Raw genomic sequence first — 21,852 nt, forward strand, 5'->3', positions numbered from 1 at the left:
CTATTCTATTCAAAACACGCCCCCTCATAATTTTTATTCTTTTTTAAACTGAAAATCCACACGGTTCGTTCGTTTTATTTCCCCAATTACTTTGCCAATCCCTTCTTCAATCTTTTCTTCTTTTACATTAGATACATTTAACTTTAACAATCTCTCTTTATGAAAGTTACTTAAATAATTTTTATCAATAGAATCTATACTTATTTGACTCTTGCTTAAATTTTTAATAAATGTGTCCGTGACTATATTTTTTTTCAACTGTAAACAAGTGTGTATTCCAATTGGATCTACTGTTCTAGAAGTAAACAAATGTGGATTTTCATTTTGAACACCTTCTACTACTGCCGCTAGTTTTTTTGACCTATTGTAGTAAGATGCTTTTATTTTATGTTTATGCCGATCAAACATTCCGCTCTTTATGTAAATTTCTAAAGCAGCTTGCGAAATCATAGGACTATCGATATCTAAAATCTTTTTATACTTATAAAAGGCATCTGCAATGGATTGCGGGATGACTGCAACACCGACTCGCAAACCAGGAAAGATGATTTTCGAATAACTTTTTAAATATATAACATGATTACAATTATCTTGGCTGTAAAACGGATCTACTTTTGAATCAGTTTCTAAATCTGCTAAATAGTCGTCTTCCACTATAAATACATTATACTTCTTGGCCAATAGCACGATTTTTTCTTTCTCATCTTTAGAATAAGACGTTCCAAGTGGATGATGATATCTCGGTATCGTATAAAAGAATTTTATTTTTCCTGTTCGAAATATACGTTCTAATTCATTCAAGTCGATGCCTTCATTCGTACGTTTAATGCCGATTACAGGAATTTTATTTATTTCTAGATATTCAATATATAAATGATATGTTGGCTGTTCAATTAATATCGTTTCGTTTTCATTCGGAAATGGTATTGAAGTTAATATAGCAAGTGCTTGCTGCACACCTGACGTTATAAATATATTATCTTCCTTCGTGAAAACTTGATAGTTTGCTAACTGTTTTTGCACAACCGAAATTAAAGATGGTAACCCTTTCGGTGTTCCGTATATAAACAAATCATTCTTATAGGTATCAATCGCTTTATTAATGCAATGCTGAAAATCTAAGTATGGAAAAACATCTGGATCTGGGGCCGAAGAAGCGAAATCAATAATCTCGTTACTTTCTACGTAACTTCCAGATTTCTTAACAACGTAGTATCCACTTTGAGGTACAGAATAAATAATATGACGCTTTTCCAATTCATGCAGCGCTCGTATTACAGTCGCTTTATTAMATTCATATTGTGTAACAAGCGACCGTATAGACGGTAATTTCTTTCCTTCTTTTATCTCACCATTTTGAATCATACTTTCTAAGTCGTTCAAAACATGTAAATATTTATACATCATTACACCTCCTATTTTTTGTACCGGTACAGTTTTTATTTGTTCACATTGTAGCACTAGATCAGAAGGATTACTATGTACTTATACTGGCCAGTAAGAAATCAACTACTATGAGGTGGAATTATGACAAATACAACAAAAGCATATATATCAGCATTACTCTATTCATTTATTATTGGGTTTTCATTTATGTTTGTGAAACTAGCACTAACCATTACGAGTCCTCTTGATACTCTGGCTCACCGTTTTACAGTTGCCTTCATAGTAGCAACCATTCCGGTTATTTTCGGTTTTGTAAAGTTAAATATATCATTTAAAAACATACTTACACTTTTACCACTCGCAATATTTTATCCAGCATTGTTCTTTGCTTTCCAAGCATTTGGCTTAGTATATACAAGTTCATCTGAGGCTGGAATTATACAAGCAACGATCCCTATATTTACGATGATACTAGCTTCCTATTTTTTAAAAGAATATACGAATACATGGCAAAAAACATCAGTATGTATTTCTGTCATAGGTGTCATTTATATATTTGTTATGAATGGTATAGGGGCTCATGAAACGAGCTTTATCGGTGTTATTCTCATTTTATTATCGGCATTATCATCTGCTTGCTACAATGTATTAACTCGAAAAATGACAAAGAAATTCAAGCTGATGGATTTAACATACACAATGACAGCAATCGGTTTTATTAGTTTTAATTTCATCGCAATCATTGACCATATGAACAAAGGTACAATAACTGTATACTTTAAGCCATTTACGAATGGAACATTCCTTATCTCCATTTTATATTTAGGATTACTTTCTTCCTTACTGACAGCATTATTATTAAACTATTCATTATCTTATATTGAAGCAGCCAAAATAAGTGTTTTTAGCAACTTATCTACACTTATTACCATTATCGCAGGCGTTGTATTCTTACACGAGCAAATTGCCTACTATCATATTGTCGGTACACTTATGATTGTTCTTGGAGTAATAGGCACAAATTTTCTGAAAAAAAAGGAATCATAGCGAAAAAGAAGAATACCTCCTTGAGTAAATAAAAAGTGAGGGGTAAATAATGCAGAACTCTAATACGATCGATATCCGTAATATACATGAGCTAGAGAACGAATTATCTACTTTATTAAGTAAACCCATTTCTTCAGGAGAAGATTTAGAAAATTGGCTGAAAATACAGTCGCAATTAATATGGGAAATCGAAGAACAATTGAGATCACACTATATTGACTTTCAATGTAATACAGATAACAAAGAAATAAAAGATACGTTTGAATATGATCAACAATATGTAAGGCCTCTTTTGAAACGTTATCAAAATTCCTTTGATAATAAATATTTAGAGTCACCATTTCGAATGCAACTTGATCCAAAAACTTATAGCTTACTAGATAAAAAAATAAAAAATGCGCAAACATTATTTTGTGAAAAGAACATTGATTTAGAAGTAAAAGAAGACAAATTAGTAACCGAGTACTTCGAAATTACAGGCAGTTTGACTGCACTATGGGATGGCGAAGAAAAAACAATTACTGAACTACAGTCTTACTTACAAAATCCGAATCGTGATATACGAAAAAAAGCAAAAACGCTCATTTCTGAAAAATTTTTATCTGTTGAAAATAATTTACAACATATTTTAAATGAATTAATTGCAATCCGTCACCAAAAGGCAAAAAACATTCAATTAGATAATTATCGTGATTATATGTTTAAAAAACATGAACGTTTTGATTATACGGCTGATGATTGCTATGAACTTGCAGAATCCGTTCGTAAATACGTTGTGCCACTTATTGATAATATATTTAATGAGAAAAAAGCTGAACTTCAAGTAGATACACTTCGTCCGTGGGATCTAAAAGCAGCCGCACCAAATCAAAAAGTATTAAAACCCATTGAAGACGAGGGTGATTTAATCGAAAAAAGTTCTCATATTTTACAAAAACTAGACCCAGAATTTTCTGCATTATTGAGCCGTATGCATAAAAATGATTGCTTAGATTTAGAAAGTCGTAAAGGAAAAGCACCTGGAGGATTTTGCGAACACTTACCTGCTTCTCAATTATCTTTTATCTTTATGAATCTCAATCATACACATTATGATGTTACTACTTTCCTCCATGAAATGGGCCATAGTATTCATAATGAATGTATGAAGCAGCTAAAGCTACAAAAATATTTAGAAATCCCTTCAGAATCAGCTGAGCTAGCCAGCATGACAATGGAATTGTTTTCGATGGAGTATTGGGATACATTTTATGAGAATACAGAAGAATTTATAAAAGCAAAATTAGATTTCTTTAAAGATATTGTTAAGTATTTACCACAAATGCTTATCGTTGATCAATTCCAACATTGGATGTATGAAAATCCAAATCATACTGCTAAAGAAAGAAATGAAAAATATTTAGAATTACATAACACTTACCAATCGAATGTGGTAAATATTGAAGGTTATGAAAACTGGATAGCAACTGGCTGGTTACCTGTACTACACATATTCGAAATACCATTCTATTATATCGAATATGCAATCGCGCAACTTGGTGCATTGCAAATGTATAAACAATATAAAGAGAATCCTAAACAAGCACTACAAAATTACAAAAAAGCATTATCTCTAGGTAGCTCTGAATCCTTACCAGAGGTATATGAAGCAGCTGGAATTCGTTTTGATTTTTCTAGTGAGACAATAAAAGAATTAATGGCATTTGTAGAAGAGGAATTAAATTTACTTGAACAAATATAAGTAAAAAAGATGCACCTATACTTTTAGGTGCATCTTTTTTACTGTATTCTCTTCTAATTAGTTTCAATTTTCATCTCGCTTTATTAATAAGCTCTATATATTGTAGGTCCCCATATCCTATTGTTGGAAAAAGATTAAACAACCTTTTTAGTAACTCTTGTGTTGGTAAATCTTTATTTTTGGAGATATACTTTACTACTACATTATTTTCTTTTAGCATCTCTAAATATAAATCTATCGCCTGATACATTACAGGTAGTATCTCATGAGATGGCTTTTTATGATTTACTAGAACTTCATTGTAAACAGAAAAATAGTTCCCTAATTCAAGTTCAATTTGACTTACTTTAAATTCATCCTCTCTGAAGCTATTTAAGTATACTTTTCCCTTATAATCAGACTGTTCAAGGTAAGAAAGTACGGTAAGTAGATTCATTTGGCAAAACATATCCTCACCAAACCATAAAACGATACATTTATACTCTTTTTTAAAAAGATTCTCTAAAGGATGAATAACCTTTTTCATATAATTTTCTACAGTACCATGGTGTCCTTCTGCCCTTGTTTTAATAAACTCATCATCAAAAATCTGTGCAGTAGTCGCATTTACACACATAGCTTCATTAAATGGAGCGTAATCAGACTCTCCCATTAGTCTTTCACTTTTAAATTCTTCATACATAAATTGACCATTTAATATGTTTAGTACATCTTTATCAAACAGCTCACTCTTCGCATTTCGTAACTGATTAACTTCAATTTTTCTAGAAAAATTCATTCTATCCCACTCCTTTCCATCATTGATTGAGAGTTTAATAAATGATTGAACCGGTATTTTGTTAAGTTGGAATTTTCCTGGGGTTATACCAAAAACAGTTTTAAATGCTCTACTATAAGCCTCTTGCGAAGAGTAATCGTAATCAAATGCGATATCAATTATCTTTCTATCATTCGTCAAATCTTCCGTTGATAAATACAATCTTCTAAGAAGAATATATCGTCTAATACTTATCCCTGTTACTTGATGAAATTTAAACGAACAGAAGTAAGGAGAATACCCCATATAATCAGATAATTCATCTAATGAAAACTCCTTTTTTAAATTGTCCTCAATCCATTCAATCATTAGCTGTATATGTTCATTCATTTATCTCCCTCCTCACTAAATATTATAAGAAGTATCCTCTTCTTTCTTTTGATATTTCTTGTGGTTTATAACATTAACCACCCTCTAGAACCTTTAAATATCATATGTAATTACTCATTTCATATTTTTTCAGCTATCTTATTTTGTCATACATTTACTTAACTTTCCAATAAAGTGAAACTTTAATCAGTGGGGAGTTTGTTCCTCCCCACTGATTATTATCCCATACTAATCGGACTTTTACGGGATAAATCTTTTTTAAAGGATTCTACCAAATAAAACACGAAATTTGTAAGTTAATGAACTAGTAGTTTTGTGAGTGGAAAATTTATGTTTGGAAAGGAAGTTAAAATGAATAATATAGAAAAAGAGATACTTAAACTAATTAATAAACTATATCCATTGGATTTTATTGAAATGACACCAATAACAAATGAAATGTATCAATGTCTCACAGCACAAGGTACTTACTTCGTTAGAATTACAAACTATAAAACATATGAAGAGCAATTAGAAGAAGTTACATATACGAACTTTTTATATCAAAAGGGCTTAGGAGTCCCGCCAATAATACCTTCTTTAAAGGCGAATTTAGTAGAGAAAATAACCTTAGACAAAGAAGTTTTTGCTGTATTATATAAAGCTGCTCCTGGTATACATTTACCAAGAAACGAATGGAATTCTAATGTATTTAAAAGGCTTGGTCAACAAATTGGTAAATTACATCGTGCATCTAAAAATTTTGAAAGTATTGAACCAGTAAAACATATAAACGACTGGTATGAAAATGAAGAGTATAATTTTCTTAACTATATCCCAAAAGAAGAGACTACTATAAGAGAAATTGCATCTGACGTTTTAACTTCTATAAAGGAGCTGCCAAAGTCCACTTCAAATTACGGCTTAATTCATGGAGATTTATGGTTAGAAAACATATTAGTGGACAATGATTTAAATTTAACAATGATTGATTTTCAAGACTGTGAAAAACATTTTTACATATTCGATTTAGCTGTTCCAGTCTATAGTGCGATAGAATATTCTTTCGTTGGGAATGGCAACATAGTCGACTATGAGAATTCTATTACAAAAGCAATAATCGACGGATACCAGGAGGAAAATGATCTACCTAAAGAAATGATAGAGCAGCTTCCATTGTTTATTAAATTAAAGGAGATATTCGAATATAGTTTAATGCATATGTATTGGAATAAAGAAGAGTTAACTGAGGAACAAGTACGGATAATGAACCTTTATAGAATAAAGATTGAAAAAAGCCATTCTTTAAACACAGTTGGTTTCCTATGAAGTACACCCAATTGTTACATTCAGTTTAACAATTGGGTGTACTTTTCTATAGATAAGTTTTCTTCAAAAGACAAAATACAAGGAGCGAAACGATATTTAATCGTACAGTGGCACCTATTTTTCAATCCATTCAACGGATTTATCTAGCTTAATACCATCCTCGATATTACTTTCTTCCAAAGTATTTGCCCTAGCTTGAATACAAATAAAATAGAGAGGTTCACTTGAATTGTTACGCCAAATTCTTTCCCCCTTTTGTGCCACCCTTATGACAGTACCCTCTTTGATTTCAAGGATTTCATCATCAATCTTGAATTCCCCTTGTCCTTTGACGAAGATATACAGCTCTTCATTTTCTCTATGCTTATGATAAAAGGGCATCGAAATGCCTGGAGGGAAAACATTTAGTGAAACTTCCATTCCTGTACATTGTAAGTCATCTTTAAGAAATACCTTTCCAGGAGCTTTAAATGGATTTCCATTTTTATATTGAAGCAGATTCTCCCACTTTCCTACTTGAACAGCACTAAAATTTTTACCTTCCATTGTTGAATTAACAAATTGACTCATTTATATTCTCCTCTCATATTTATTTTCCATAATTTCACTTTTTATTCTCTAATAAATGAATAAATCCTCTCACAAAAAGAAACCGAATAGTCTCTTTTTTACGGTAAAAAAACGGCTCAATTAGCCATAATATGTTATTAAGAAGTTTATTAGTAAAGATTGTTTTTTACATATTTATTTATCTCTACATTTATTTTATTTAGAATTTCTAAAAAACGAAGAAATCCAATTTTTATTAATTAATATTTATTTAAAATTGTAAATTAAGGCCTCAGCCGCTTCCATCACAATCTCACTTAAAGTTAGTTGAGCATGTGGTGTTAATGCAATATCTTCAACTGTCATGCCTGATTCAATTGCTAAACCCATTTCGGCAATTATTTCTGATGCACCATTACCCACGATTTGAGCACCTACTAATACACCATCTTCTTTACGCACCAATAGCCTCAAGAACCCTTTACCTTCATTTGATACAAGTGCACGACCGTTTGCTGAAAATCGGGATTGAATCACTTTTACTTCCATGCCTTCTGCCTTTGCTCGCTCTTCAGTATAACCAACTGTAGCTAATTCAGGATTTGTGAAACAAACTGCTGGAATTGCCAAGTAATCAACAAATGATAGTTCACCAGAGATAGCTTCAGCAGCTACTTTTCCTTCGTAAAATGCTTTATGTGCAAGCTGTGGACCAGCAATGATATCTCCTATAGCAAAAATGTTCGGAAGGTTAGTACGACATTGTTGATCAACTTTTAATAAACCGCGGTCAGAAAACTCAATACCGATTTTTTCAAAACCCATATTTTCAGTATTAGGACGACGGCCAACCGTTACTAATACGTAATCAGCGTCAACTTTCTTTTTTTCACCACCAATTTCGTAGGTAACAATTACACCATTTTCAACTTCTTCAACACCTTTAGCGGATGCATCTACTATTACTGTAACACCTTTGTTTATAAGGTCTTCTTTCACAATTTGAGTCATTTGTTTATCGAAGCCAGTTAAAATATCTTTACCTCCTTCAATAATTGTTACTATAGAACCGAGGGAAGCGTAAGCAGAGCCCAATTCAGTACCAATGTAACCACCACCGATTACAACCAATTTACTTGGAACTTCAGTTAAACTAAGTGCACCTGTAGAGTTAATCACACGTTTTGTAAATTTAAATGCTGGAATTTCAACTGGGCGTGATCCAGTAGCTATAATTGCATTTTTAAATGTATATGTTTGAGCTGCATCTTTATTGGTTACTCGTATAGTATTAGCATCCATGAAATAAGCTTCACCTTTTATCACTTCTACTTTATTGCTTTTTAATAACCCTTCTACACCACCTACTAATTTCTTTACAACGTTGTTTTTAAATTCTTGTACTTTTGCAAAATCAACATTTACACCAGAAGAAAAAATACCCATATTTTCTGAATGCTTTGTTTCCTCAAAACGATGACCTACAGAAATAAGTGCCTTAGATGGAATGCAGCCGACGTTAGCACATACGCCACCAAGATTCTCTCTTTCAATAATTGCCACTTGTTTCCCTAATTGTGAAGCTCTTATTGCAGCAACATATCCTCCAGGTCCAGAGCCAATTAAGATTGTTTCTATTTCTCTCATATCCTTTTTCACACTCCTCCAAAAATTAGAAACAGGTAGGCCGAAATTGTTCATACTCTACACATTTTTCAATTTACTATTTTGTATTAGTACCATTCTTCTCTCATCCGTTTTTTCATAGTTCCATCATGGAATTTCTATTAAGTGATCACCCCCTCAAAAAAGAAACCGAACAGTCTCTTTTTAGCGATAAAAATTACGGCTTACTTGGCCGTAATTTGTTTTTCCAATTCATCTAAAAGTCGTGACGATACTGTATCAATATAGACTGTATCTTGGTATAAGCGTGACAAGGCAAGTGCTCCTTCAAGAGAAGAAATCCAGATGATAGCAATCTGCTTTGCTTGAGTATCTGGTTTTAACTCTCCTTGCTCAATTCCATACGTAATAATCTTTTCAATTATTCCAAGTAATTGATTCATCGCTATCTGTGCTTGTACTGCCATGAGAGGATGGGAATCATCTGCTTCTAACGTTACGTTCATGATTGGACACCCTCCAGGAAGAGGATCATTATTAATGAGAGATGTAAAAACTGAAATAAAAGTTTTTAACTTATCCAACGTATTGGATGCTTTTTTTATCTCTTCGACATAACGCACTCCCATTTGTGAAGTTGCGTGCTGAAAGGCTTGAACAGCCAAGTCATCTTTATTTTTAAAGTGACGATAAATACCACCCTTCTCCAGCCCAGTCTCTCGCATAATATCAGAAATTGAAGAACCACTATAGCCCTTTACATTAAACAGAGCAGAGGAACGATCAAGAATCATTMTTTTTGTTAATTCACCTTTACGCATTGTGTCCTCCTAAAAGAAAACGTTTGGTCTCTTTTAAGTATATGACAAACCGAAAAGAATTAGCAAGAAAAAAATAACAGGGAATATCAATGAGTAAAAAACAAATGATACACCATCCTTACAAGAATCAGAATAAATACATGAAAAACATCTTTTATTTACAGAGGTTTAGTCTCTGCCAGTCTAGCTGCACTAATTATAGGAGCCCACTGGAAAATTTCATCTCTTAATAAACCTGTTTTTTGCAATATATATGTAAATACATTTCAGCTAATTCCACTGAATTCTGTGAATACAATAAGTATGTCCGAAACACATCTGCACGAATATCACCTGAACTAGCATCAACCCAATCTATAATTTTCACATCACCATTACTCATAATTAAATTAAACGGATGTAAATCACCATGACATAATCTAGGTTCAAATGTGATTGAATCTAACTTTTTTAATATATTTCCCTTTTGTTTTTCATCCAGATCATGTACGGAGTTAATTTGACGATAAAGCCTTTCTTCCATCGGTTCTATTTCATCCGAGCTCACAGATATAGCATGAATTTTTTGTTGTATACTTACACAAATACTTATGAAATGCTCCGCTTTACTCAAATTATTAAGCAAAAGCTCACCAACACTTTCCCCTTCTACATATTCCATAATAATAGCTTGTCTACCTTGTATCTCTGTAACTTCAAATACTTTAGGAACGTATAAACCACATGAATATGCATACTTTTGTTTTCGTGCTTCGTATAGAGATTCTGTATTAGGGAGGTATTCTTTAAACAATTTCACAACTTTATTATCACAAAGATAAATTTCAGCCGTATTTCCTTTGGCTATCGGATTTCCTAGATTCAATTCATTTCTCTCCTTACAGTAAATTAAAATAACGCCTTATAGTCCTCTATAAATTCAGTGTAATTATATTGAAACCCTTCTTCATGAAAATGAAAAAAACTTACCCCTCCCTATAATTATATAGAAAGTGGTAAGTTTAATTTTCTAGGAATATCGGAATGAAACTCTGGTGTATGCAAAACAGAAAATGAATACCCTTGTTGAATAAACAATACTTCAGTATGTTTACTTTCAAATGGAACACCATTTTTCTTAAAGTTATTTTGGATTTGTTGTAAAAACGCATGATCCGGTGTTCCAAATGAAACATGTACTTTCGGTGGTAAAGCTTTCATCGCGATTGGAATCCACGGTCGCTGCCACCAGGTTGCAACGATATATGCAGTGCCACCTATTACAAAGTTAAAAATATCCCCATCTTCCTTCGTTTTCATGTCTAGATTTGATTTCAACCATTCCGTAAATACAGGTACACTTTTAACCGGAAGACCAATTTCCCTTACGTATAAAATGTTTAACGGTGAATGCGGGACTAATACATCTTCTTTAACATAACTATGTGCAATAATTTCGAGAAGATTTCCATCACCATCTTTAAAGTATAAATTGAATAGACCATTCTCCTCACCAATTGTATGACCATCTTTCCATTTCACAATGAGTAATCTAGACTCTTTAAGCCATTTTGCCGTTTCATGAAACTTTGAATATGGGATCCCAAAAGCGAAATGCGCAGGTGCAATTGGTTCATATACTTCTTGAAAACTAATTGTTGTATACGGTGTTACTTCAAATTGAATATATGATGTGGTTTCTTTTTTTATTTGAAAAGATAATATGTCTTTATAAACTTGTTTTACCCCTTCTATAGAAACCGTTTGTAGTTTTATATCTGATATATGTGTAATCACTTTACATTCCCCCTTGTTTCTTATTATCTATTCTTATTGTATTACACTTATAAATAGATAAAATCAAACCGAAGGGTGGATTTTTCGTGTAAAAACTACAACTTTAGTATGAATATGTTAGCTCCAATTACTTTTTATTTCCTCTATAACAACTTCTGGTTTATCCCAGTGTAACAAATGTGTAGTATCAGAGATTAATTTTACTTTCGCGCCAGTTTTTAACTTGAAAATTTTCACTGTTTTATCTCTATATTCATCCCATATTTGTGGAACTGTAGCTCGAAGCAATATAATATTAGCCGGTAACTTCTCGTAAATATCTATCGTTTCATCTTTATGCATACCTCTTATTATATTACCAGCTGTTGTACCTCTCGCATGCCAACATAATTCATTATCCATTTCAATCCCTAGGTCTTTTACAGCAATTTCCAACAATGGAGACCACCTAGTATATGCTTCTTTTTCACTTTTGAAAAATCCATCCCAATTATTAAAAATATATTCTTCAAAATCCTTTTCGTAATACGCGATTTCCTCTTCAAGCGTTTCTTCTTGAAGCCTTTTTGTTTGATATCCTCCATCAATAAGAATGCTTCCTAGTACTTTTTCTGGATTATTTAATAAATAAAATAGTGCTACAAAACTTCCCCACGAATGTGATAAAAAATAGAAATGTTCAATTCTCAGTTCATTTATTATTTCATTTAACCAGTTTGCTAAATTCAGCATCTCATAATCTTCCATTCTTTCAAAGGGCGGTGTTTTACCATGCCCAGGTGCATCAATGGAGATAAATCTATACTCTTCCTTTAATTCTTCTGCAATTTCTATAAAACTTAAACTCGTACTACCTAACCCATGTAAACAAAAGATAACGGGTTTTTCATTATTTCCCCACTCAGTAATATGTGCGTTTATTTTTTCGTTGTTAATATAGTAACGTTTCAAAATAATTATCCCCTATATTTCAATTTTTAGATTACCACTTTACCTATTTCTATGATTTTTAAGTTTTCCCTGCATTCTTTCCCACAAAAAAAGCTGATTTTCTTTTAAAGAAAATCAGCTTTTACGTTAAAATACACTATGATTTAACAGCAATAATCATAAACCTTTTTGAATTCGTACGAATACCTTTTTCGGAACTATTAGCGTCAATGAACTTTTGTAAAATATTAAAGTCCTCTTCTTTTTCTCCAAATCTAGGAATAATAGGCGTATGTTTTAATAAAAAAATGAGATCCTCAGGAGTACTGTAATAATCGGTTACATCATATTCACGTACTTGCACGAGTTCAAATCCTGCACTAATAAGTTCACCCATATACTTATCTTTTAACGTACCATCTCTTTCACCTAAGCATTGCCCTCTACCAAATGCTTCTTTAAGATTTAATTTATCATATTCGCTAACTTGTTGTGTTAAGAAAAAAGCACCTTTTTTCATTACTTTTGCCAATTCAGATGCTACAAACGGCGCATGACAACTTGAAGCAATATCAAAATGAGCATGCGGAAACGTTAAAACTTCAGAATCCATTTGGAGAAATTCAACGTTTTGTACACCTGCTTTATTCAAATTAAAATGTGCTGTTTTGATCATTCCATTAGAATTATCTATTCCAATCAGTGATGCAGCTGAAGATGCTATGTTAAGTACATTTTCTCCTCCACCTGTACCAACATCAAGTAAAATATGTGATGACTTGCACCTTTCTTTTACCTCGCCATAAAAGTCCCATGAATCTCCTACAGTTTCACATTTTATTTTACTAAAATCCCATCCATTTAATCTGCCTACTTTATCATAAAAGTTTTTGTACTCTAATTCGTTCATTTTATTATTTCCCCTTTGCAAAAATGCATCAAATGTTTAATTATGATGATCCTTGAAATAGACTCATAGTTGATTTTATCGTAAAAGGGCCTATGTCTCCTTTTATATCTGCTACGTATTTTTTCAGCACCGAACAACTAGTTACTTCGAACGATACAGCATTTCATCTATATCACCTCATCCGGAAGACTGCCTATATAATAACCTGTAGTACTATTTAATTATATATTATAAAATACAAATTATTAAAACGATATGTTTCGACACATCACATTTAGTTTACATAATAATATTATAGTTTGTTTTTATCGATATATTCTAAATGTCCTCTTCCCCAACCACACATACTATCCAAAACAATACTGACTGTTTTTCCATGCTCAGTTAAGCTATATTCCACTTTAGGTGGTATTTCTTGATAAATTTCACGTTTTATTAGTTGATCGTGCTCTAATTCACGAAGCTGCTTCGCTAATGTTCCTTGAGAAATGCCTGGTATTAATCGCTTTAATTCACCAAACCGTTTCGTTCCATCTGTTAATAATATAAATAAAATGAGTGGCTTCCATTTCCCACCGATTATTTGTAATGTCGCTATTACTCCTTTTAATTTCGGTTCCTCTAAATTCATTTTCCTCACCCCTCCCCTCAAATCATAAATTATAATGAATAATTTTTTATATTATGTATCCATATAACAAGCGATTAGTACGAAATTCGCGACTAAGTACACATAAAGTGCGTACTTTTCAGTAGTCATTTTTTAACGAATAATAAAATTAACACAACTTATTTTAAATCTTATATTAAGGGAGATGTTTAATCATGTCTATTCCTGTATTAAAAGATAAACATATCGTTATCATCGGCGGGAGTTCTGGTATTGGATTAGCAACAGCAAAACAAGCACTTGAACAAGGAGCACATGTTATTATTGCAGGGCGCTCGGAAGAAAAATTAAAGGCTGCTCGAGAAATAATAAATAACAACCATCTTCAAACTTATGTATTGGATAATCAAAATAAAGAGCAATTACAAGATTTTTTCAAGAAGGTTGGGAATTTTAATCATTTATTCACACCAGGAGCCTCTTACACACTTGGATCAATAACTGCTACAGATGATATCGCCGAAAGCAGCTTTATCGGAAAGTTTTGGCCACAATATTATGCCGTAAAATATGCAATTCCTTTTCTCTCAAACTCTGGATCTATCGTATTAATGTCCGGTGCATTTAGTCAACGGCCACTTAAAGGAGCGCCTGCTTACGGAGCTTGTAATGGTGCTATTGAAAGCTTAGGGAAAGCTTTAGCTGTTGAATTAGCTCCTATTAGAGTTAACGTTGTTTCTCCTGGAACGATACGAAGAGAGAATGAACAAAATGAGAAAAGACTAGCTGCTTATGAAGATTATAAATCTCTTTCTCTTGTACAGAGACCTGGGTATAATGATGAAATTGCACATACTGTCCTGTATTTAATGCAAAATGGTTTTACTACAGGTAATGTATTATTTCCTGATGGAGGATACACATATCATTAATTTATAACAATTCAATGCCTCCTTAGATTAACTAGTATTAAGGAGGCTATTATGGTTAATCAACGAGTCCTTTGTGCTAAATATTTCCAGATAGAAATAAAGTAAAAAAGGCATATACGATGCCTTTTTTACTTTATTGCTTATTTGTTTATCAGATAACAAACCTCTGTAACCCACTTATTAGGATCTGATTCCATCGCTGGACTAACGTGATAAATATTAAACATCGGTCCAGCTAATTCATAACCTTCCGTTTCAATCCATTTTGCTGCCGCCTCATTTACAGCTGTCATTTGTTCATAACTTCCGTTAACTGTTATTGAAGCTACATAGGATGGATCTATCTTTTTGAAATTAACATCTTTTGTATTTTCATGCTCCCCTAAAATATTTAGCTGTATTTCTACATCTACATCATTTTCTTTATATTCTTGATCATGGAAGACAGCAATACTATAACTCGGATTAGCTATACTAATATTTTTAACATTAATTTCTTGCATCAATATACTCCATAAATCCCCTTCGCAATTATACGATGGAATAACTTTTCTAACACTTGCTACATTTCTTTCTGGAATTTCTTTTAATGAAACATGATAGTTCATTTCAATAACATCCTCTCTCATCGTTTTCATTGAGTCTTCGAGGAGACGTAATTGTTTTTTGAGATTGTCCATTTCTTCCTTTACTTGAGCACTACGATTTTCAAATTGTGACTTTATTACTTCAATATTTTCACTCGCTACTAATTCTTTAATAGTGACAATATTAAATCCCATATCTTTTAACACTTGAATTTGATTTACTTTCTTTAATTGGGCTGCTGAATAAAATCGATAACCACTTTGCTCATCGACTTTTACTGGTTGTAATAATTCCACTTTATCGTAATGTCTCAACATACGTATGCTAATGGAAGAAAGTTTTGAAAAATCTCCTATTTTGAACATTAGTTCCTCCTATTTATTACAATTATTCGAAGCTCAACTTAAGCTTAAACAATGACATTGTGTGAGAGTCAACTATTTATAACAGTTTAAACGATTATTTAATGTATTATATTTATATAATTAAAAGCTCTTACGACTTATTTACCAATTCGCTTTTCAACGCAATAGATATTGATATTAATCCATTTACATTCAATAAAGTAACTATAATACTAATGAGCAACGCTACATCTGCAGAAAACATTTTAATCGTCTGCCACGGTGAATTTGTACTATAAATAAGAAGTGGAATTAAAGTAATAGATAATATTAGAAATAAACTCCCTAGAAAAAGCCAGGTCATTTTTTTACAAATTTTCTTACGTTTATACTTTATTATTAACATAATTGCTGTAATAAAAAGTGCGAATATTAATATTGACATAACAATTTGAACTATTGGTATATTTTTTGGTATATCAACCGGTTCTTCACCATTCAAAATATTAATAATCCCTTTTTTAAATTCTGGTAGTGATGCTTCTTCTAAAACATGATTTTTATTCGTTAAAATCACACCACCCCAGCCAGTTTCATTTAAAATAAATATTTCTGCATGTGAATCAGGAGTTGAGCCTGAATGCCAAACCATCTTTTCGTTTCCATTTATATTTGTTGTCCTCAGTCCAAAACCATAATATTTCGCTGAATCTATTTTATATAATGGAGATAAATAAAGATCCATACTATCTTTATTTAAAAATTGTGTATGCTCTTGATGATTCAAAAACTTAATGTATTGAATCATATCTTCTAGATTTGCTGTAATATATCCATATGGTGTCCCACCATTATCATACGACACCGTACTTTTTCTTGGTATTCCAAACCATGATTGATAACCTGTTAAATAACCCTTTTTATAAGAATCTTCACTATTTGCTGCTGCACCATTCATTCTTAATGGCTGAAAAATTTGCTTCTCCATATAAGTAGAGTATGTCTCTTTTGAAACTTCCTCAATAAGTGCACCAAGAACGAGATAATTTGCATTACTATATTGATATTTTTGTCCTGGGGGAGCAGTTAATGTTACATTCGACAGTTTCATTACATTTTCTTTTATAGCCGTAGTAGTCTTTGATTGCTTATCTGATAATGCTAAACCTTCATAGGTACTCATTCCACTTGAATGTGTTAATAGATGCTGGATTGTTATATTTGAGGTCGATTGATTATCTTTTACTTTAAACCAAGGAAGATGTTGTTGAACTGAATCCTCTAATTTTATTTTTTTATCTTCTATTAACTTGACTATAGCTAAAGCTGTTAAAGATTTACTTATTGAGCCAATCGCAAATGGGGTTTTACTAGTTACCTTTTTTTCAGACTCCCCAGTAATCCCCCATGTTTTTGTAAAGAATACATCTTTATGATGTACAATTGCAACGGAAGCTCCAGGAATGTTCTGTTCCTTTATAAATTTTTCAATATACTTATCTAATGTAACTTTAATATTTTGCTGAGCATAAACTTTTGGATGTACGATACATAATATTAATACATTACAAAGAATACAAATTTGAAATAGTTTATAGATAGTTTTCTTCATTATACTTTAGATAGCTTTCTTTTTTTATAACTTATTAGGCTAATAAATACTAATATAGAGAGCGTAAAACTAAACATTATTAATACATAGTTCCACCATTGATTCTCTGCTATACGATATAAAAGATTATAATTAAATGTATTTTTGCTATTAGTTCCGTTAAATGATTCAGTTAAAAATAGTGAAAGTGTAGTTTGTGAGATGAGGTAAGTAATAACTGCGATGAATATGCCACCTAAGATAAATGTGCTCGAATTTCCCTTTTCATTTTGAAGTTGTTTCATTTTCACTCGCAGATCAATTTCATTTATCTCCAAAAAGTCTTGAACAAATAATTGAGGCGTTCCTAGGTCATTTATACTTTCTTCACCATGTTCACGACATTCTTGGATATGCTCTAAAATTTGTTGTTTAATATTTTCCCTTTCTTCTAAACTTATATCGTATTGCTTTAATTCCTTAAGTACGCCAGTTAAAAATTGCTGTTCTTTACCTTTTAATTCACTCCTCATTTCAGAAGGTCTCCTTTCAAACCACTCTTTAATAATATTTTAATATCAGATTGCAATTCTAACCACTCATTAATTTTCTTCTCAAGACGTATTTTCCCGTTTTCATTAATTTCATAATAGATTCTAACTTTACCACTGTCTGTTACTTCTTGATAAGTATTTACCCACTCTTGATTTTTTAACTTAGTTAAAATAGGGTAAATACTTCCTACTCCTTTCAATTTTAAATTGTGTACTTCAAGTTCTTTCATAATTTCATAACCATAACTTTTCTTTTTCGACAAAATAGATAACACACACATTTCTAAATGACCTTTAATTAAACTTGTTTTGTCCATAGGATAAATTTAACAGAAATATATACTTCATTCAAGTATATATTTCTGTTAAATTTAAAAATTCTAATAATTACACAATCACTAAAAAAGTAGCATATTCCTTTTGTTATATTGTTATATTATCCAAATAACCTAAATTATTATCCCCAAAAAACATTTTTATACGTCAATAATTATATAATAAATGATCATAATTAACGATTTAAAACTAACTCTCACAGATAAATTTATTTACATCTTAGAAAGACTAACAAAACTTAAACATAAATGCCAACCTGTAATACCTTTCAGTTTAAAATTTAAGAATAATTTATATTGGTATTACAAATAGATTTTTCTTGCTCTATTATTTATCTACCTTAACACGTTTAAAGAAACTCTTCTTCAACATAAAAACTCATTTGCAGATTATTGCAAATGAGTTTTTAATCCCTAACTGACCACTATTTTTTATTCTTCTTAATTTAATTATTTTTCTCAAGACATTCATAAACTGCCATCATTTCTCGCTTATTCAACTCACGAATTCGATTAAATATTAGAATGTCTGCAACATCCTCAGTTCGTAAGCTTTCATCCACAACATCACTAACTTTTCCGGTTAACCATGTTTGCACATCTATTCCATCAACGATTTCTTTAAGTCCTTCATCGTTAATACCACTTGCATTACAAGTTATACATGGAATTATTAATTTAAACACGCCATCATGTAGATTATCTTCGGTTATAACTTTTTTTCCGTTACAGAATGAACACGGGTTGCTTTTTTTAATTTTATTAATTTGGGTAACTAATTTTTTGTAACCAAATGCTTCGTATACATATGTTAGTTTTTTATATTTACCATTTGTGAAATACTTATCTATAATGGTTTCTCTTGTTTCATAAACATTAGGGAAATCACAAATAGTTACTTGATTGTTGAAGCAAATGGATTCTATATTTCCTTTTATTTCATCCCAGAATGGTAAAACATTTTGTAACACCATTTCATAATTTGAAAAGCTTGCTTGTTCTAATTCAAACATTTTCAGTGCGACTTGTATATTTCTAGGTAATAAAGAAACATCTTCTGTCATAATCATATCGTCACCTACGATAGATTTCAATTTGACGAGTACAGGCAAATCTCCTACAATTTTTAATACTTCGTTAAGCGGCTGATTAATAATTTCACGAATATCTGTATCTCCAAAATTAAGTGGTTTGTGGTGATTTAATAAAGTCCCCTTACAAATTGGACATTTCATCATTTCTTTAGAAGTCTTAATATCTTCTTTAATAGCTGCTTTTGAAATAACAATATACCCGCCAATAATCGTATTAAATCCTACCCATGTTCTACGTGTCTTTCCTTTCTTATCATAAAAGGACTTATCAAAATAGCCGTACCAAAATGTATGTTTTTCTTCCTCAGACATATCATTATAGCTCTTTGACAAATCATGACCAAGCTCATTTTTAATTTCTTCAAATAGAAATTCTATTTTTTCATATTGATAAAATTTTAATACTTTCATGATTTCCAGATCGAATAGACCATCCCAAAATGGAACATTTTTATCTTGAATTGTAATTTCTTTATCAAAAACTTCAATTTGAAGACGTCCAGAACATGATGGGCAATGATTATCCTGAGAATAGAAATCGAAGATTCTCGTATCTTTATTAGTCGGATGAGCAGCTACAATATGATTGATCAATCCACCAATTTCATATAAGAAACTATATTGACTATACAAATGTCTTTCGAGATCAATAGCAACAACAGGTGCCATTGTATCAGATTCATATTCACCATAAATTAATCGTGCCATTGATGATAAGCTTTTTAAAATACCACCCTTATAAACGTTTTCAGCATTTTTAAAATAGTTAATATGATTTTCTTTTAAATAGTGAACTCCTTCTTTACGCTTAAGCGTTGAAGAAATGTGTACTTGTTCAGCATTATTCACACTTCTTTTTTGACGATAATAATCCTCATGACTTACTACATCAAGATGCTCTATAGATTCAACCTGTCTTTTTCCAAAATCAACAATATAATCAGAACTTTCTAGCATGTAACTGTTATGCTCAATCATTATGATAGAGACTGATTCATCTTGTAATATCCCTCTAACACTATCTATAAATTGATTTAAAATATTTTGCGATAAACCTTTTGAAGGCTCATCAAAAATAAACAATGTATGTGGATTTCTTGTTTTTGCAAATAACTCAGAAACTAAATGAACACATTGAAACTCACCCGTTGATAATGTTTGTGTTTTTCGTTCTAATGTTAAATAGCCCAGTCCTAATTTGATTAGTAGGCTCAAGCGTTTATACGCAATATCTTCGTTTGGAATTTCCTCAATAATATCCTCAATTGAGCGCTCAAAAATATCATCAATTTCTTCACTATACTTTGTCAGTTTCTTTTTAATATCTAAGAAAGTTGCTACAGTTGATCGACTTGTAATCGATTGGTTTCGATCTTGCCCTACCATAACTAGTTTATCTTTTGGATATCGTTTCAAGAAATCTGTAGCTAAACACTCATTGACAAGTGTAGATTTCCCGCATCCAGACTCTCCTGTAACAGTTACAAGTCTATTTTTAGGAATCTGAAACTCAGTCATTTGGATATTTCGGCAATATAATTCATGGAATGTATAATATTCTGTTGGCATTTCGTAATTTCGTTCCGATAGTATTGGCTTTGGCCTTGGTGATTCTTTTACGATTTTTCCACCATATTTTCCACTACCAGGTCCGAAGAACATTTGCTCATCCGTTGTATCCAGTACTGTATCTGAATGATCAATGAGCCAAATTTGATTTTTGCACCCTAATTTTTCGATCTCTTCTAATATTTGTAATAATGTTTCGTGATCAAGCCCCACGGAAATCTCATCAATAATAATTACAGCATTTTCACTTACTGCCATGAATTCAGCTAAGTAAAGTCGTGTTAATTCTCCACCTGACAACGTACCCATAATTCGATTTAATGTTAAATAACCAATGTTCATATTGATAATATTTTGCAGTATATGTTGTTTTGCTTCACTAATATTTAATTCTTCTGCTAGTGAAAGAATAGATTCAACACTTAAATCGTTAATATCCGAAATTGTATGTGATTCAGCAAATAACTCAATAGTACGTTGTTCAACTTCTTCACTATAACGTTTCCCCTTACATTTTTTACACTCAATATTTTTAGTAGTACCACGCCCTTTACAGCCAGCACACCAACCTAATTGATTATTAAATGAAAAGACTTCAGGAGAAAGATTAAATTCTTCCGCTAATTTTTCACGAATCTCTTTAAAAACACCTGTATGAGTACCAATCGTCGAACGCGGATTGGAAGAAATTGATGATTTCCCTAAAAAAAGTACTAAAGGCATTTCTTCCATTTTAATTGCACTAAAATTAGTTTCCATAATATTAGGAAATAAATATTGATATTCAGCCTTTGGCAATAAGGAAACTAGACGCTTCTTTGATTCTTCACCAATTGTTTGACAAAGAGTTGTTTTTCCAGATCCAGATAAACCAGCAATACCAAGTGATTTATTAAACGGAATAACAGTATCAAGTTTATTTATGTTATTAGCAATTAATTGATTTACTTTCATATTAACCTCTATTCTTATTGTTTTTAAAAATCATTTTTAT

General features: G+C 31.5%; 17 protein-coding genes and 2 pseudogenes. 4 read left to right on the forward strand and 15 right to left on the reverse strand.

Translation table 11 applies throughout. From position 1 onward, the window contains the following. Nucleotides 1-33: 33 nt before the first annotated feature. Nucleotides 34-1,404, reverse strand: coding sequence for an aminotransferase-like domain-containing protein (locus AC1DS7_RS00710; protein WP_476998683.1), 1,371 nt, complete (start codon nt 1,402-1,404; stop codon nt 34-36). Between the two features lie 123 nt (nt 1,405-1,527). On the opposite strand from AC1DS7_RS00710, the pseudogene AC1DS7_RS00715 reads away from it, so the two are divergent. Next, nucleotides 1,528-2,465, forward strand: a pseudogene (locus AC1DS7_RS00715) (DMT family transporter). A gap of 17 nt (nt 2,466-2,482) precedes the next feature. Beyond that, nucleotides 2,483-4,174: a M3 family oligoendopeptidase gene (locus AC1DS7_RS00720; protein ID WP_476998684.1), complete on the forward strand. Its 1,692-nt coding sequence runs from the start codon at nt 2,483-2,485 to the stop codon at nt 4,172-4,174. Between the two features lie 70 nt (nt 4,175-4,244). Here AC1DS7_RS00720 and AC1DS7_RS00725 read toward each other — a convergent pair whose 3' ends face one another. Continuing rightward, nucleotides 4,245-5,321: a helix-turn-helix domain-containing protein gene (locus tag AC1DS7_RS00725; protein ID WP_215589052.1), complete on the reverse strand. Its 1,077-nt coding sequence runs from the start codon at nt 5,319-5,321 to the stop codon at nt 4,245-4,247. Between the two features lie 330 nt (nt 5,322-5,651). Between AC1DS7_RS00725 and AC1DS7_RS00730 the strand changes: the two genes are divergently transcribed. Then, entirely contained in the window at nt 5,652-6,629 is a 978-nt protein-coding gene (locus AC1DS7_RS00730) for a phosphotransferase enzyme family protein (protein ID WP_215589051.1), read from the forward strand. Between the two features lie 114 nt (nt 6,630-6,743). Here the strand turns inward: AC1DS7_RS00730 and AC1DS7_RS00735 are convergent, their stop codons facing one another. From AC1DS7_RS00735 to AC1DS7_RS00770, 8 genes and pseudogenes are all read right to left on the reverse strand, one after another. Next, nucleotides 6,744-7,199 carry a cupin domain-containing protein gene (locus AC1DS7_RS00735; protein ID WP_033715802.1) on the reverse strand — a complete coding sequence of 152 codons (456 nt, stop codon included), beginning with the start codon at nt 7,197-7,199 and terminating at the stop codon, nt 6,744-6,746. A 246-nt stretch (nt 7,200-7,445) separates the two neighbouring features. After that, nucleotides 7,446-8,825, reverse strand: a complete 1,380-nt coding sequence (gene lpdA / locus AC1DS7_RS00740) for a dihydrolipoyl dehydrogenase (protein ID WP_476998685.1) — start codon at nt 8,823-8,825, stop codon at nt 7,446-7,448. Nucleotides 8,826-9,028: 203 nt separating this feature from the next. Beyond that, on the reverse strand, nt 9,029-9,625 hold the full coding sequence (locus AC1DS7_RS00745; RefSeq protein ID WP_476998686.1) for a TetR/AcrR family transcriptional regulator: 597 nt from the start codon (nt 9,623-9,625) through the stop codon (nt 9,029-9,031). Between the two features lie 158 nt (nt 9,626-9,783). Beyond that, a pseudogene (locus AC1DS7_RS00750) lies at nt 9,784-10,490 on the reverse strand (phosphotransferase family protein). 116 nt (nt 10,491-10,606) lie between these two features. Then, nucleotides 10,607-11,401, reverse strand: coding sequence for a VOC family protein (locus tag AC1DS7_RS00755; RefSeq protein ID WP_476998687.1), 795 nt, complete (start codon nt 11,399-11,401; stop codon nt 10,607-10,609). A gap of 117 nt (nt 11,402-11,518) precedes the next feature. Beyond that, nucleotides 11,519-12,352 carry an alpha/beta hydrolase gene (locus AC1DS7_RS00760; RefSeq protein WP_476998688.1) on the reverse strand — a complete coding sequence of 278 codons (834 nt, stop codon included), beginning with the start codon at nt 12,350-12,352 and terminating at the stop codon, nt 11,519-11,521. Nucleotides 12,353-12,488: 136 nt separating this feature from the next. Beyond that, on the reverse strand, nt 12,489-13,241 hold the full coding sequence (locus AC1DS7_RS00765; RefSeq protein WP_215589048.1) for a class I SAM-dependent methyltransferase: 753 nt from the start codon (nt 13,239-13,241) through the stop codon (nt 12,489-12,491). A 292-nt stretch (nt 13,242-13,533) separates the two neighbouring features. Further along, the gene (locus tag AC1DS7_RS00770; protein ID WP_002013343.1) at nt 13,534-13,872 is read right to left on the reverse strand and encodes a winged helix-turn-helix transcriptional regulator; all 339 of its coding nucleotides are present in this window, start codon (nt 13,870-13,872) and stop codon (nt 13,534-13,536) included. A 194-nt stretch (nt 13,873-14,066) separates the two neighbouring features. Between AC1DS7_RS00770 and AC1DS7_RS00775 the strand changes: the two genes are divergently transcribed. Further along, entirely contained in the window at nt 14,067-14,783 is a 717-nt protein-coding gene (locus tag AC1DS7_RS00775; protein WP_476998689.1) for an SDR family oxidoreductase, read from the forward strand. 140 nt (nt 14,784-14,923) lie between these two features. Here AC1DS7_RS00775 and AC1DS7_RS00780 read toward each other — a convergent pair whose 3' ends face one another. The 5 genes from AC1DS7_RS00780 to AC1DS7_RS00800 all read right to left on the reverse strand — a co-directional run bounded on the left by AC1DS7_RS00780 (nt 14,924) and on the right by AC1DS7_RS00800 (nt 21,812). Continuing rightward, nucleotides 14,924-15,736, reverse strand: a complete 813-nt coding sequence (locus AC1DS7_RS00780) for a MerR family transcriptional regulator (RefSeq protein ID WP_215589046.1) — start codon at nt 15,734-15,736, stop codon at nt 14,924-14,926. A gap of 130 nt (nt 15,737-15,866) precedes the next feature. Beyond that, entirely contained in the window at nt 15,867-17,327 is a 1,461-nt protein-coding gene (locus AC1DS7_RS00785) for a serine hydrolase domain-containing protein (protein ID WP_215589045.1), read from the reverse strand. Then, complete coding sequence (locus AC1DS7_RS00790) at nt 17,327-17,839, reverse strand: DUF1129 domain-containing protein (protein WP_002141864.1); 513 nt, start codon at nt 17,837-17,839, stop codon at nt 17,327-17,329. Before AC1DS7_RS00790 ends, AC1DS7_RS00785 begins: the two co-directional genes overlap by 1 nt. Further along, entirely contained in the window at nt 17,836-18,177 is a 342-nt protein-coding gene (locus AC1DS7_RS00795) for a PadR family transcriptional regulator (RefSeq protein ID WP_002141863.1), read from the reverse strand. The genes AC1DS7_RS00790 and AC1DS7_RS00795 overlap by 4 nt, the downstream gene beginning before the upstream one ends. A 464-nt stretch (nt 18,178-18,641) precedes the next feature. Then, a complete protein-coding gene (locus tag AC1DS7_RS00800; protein WP_476998690.1) occupies nt 18,642-21,812 on the reverse strand; it encodes an ATP-binding cassette domain-containing protein in 3,171 nt (1,056 codons plus the stop codon). Nucleotides 21,813-21,852 lie beyond the last annotated feature (40 nt).

Source organism: Bacillus sp. P4_E1, from assembly GCF_056401715.1.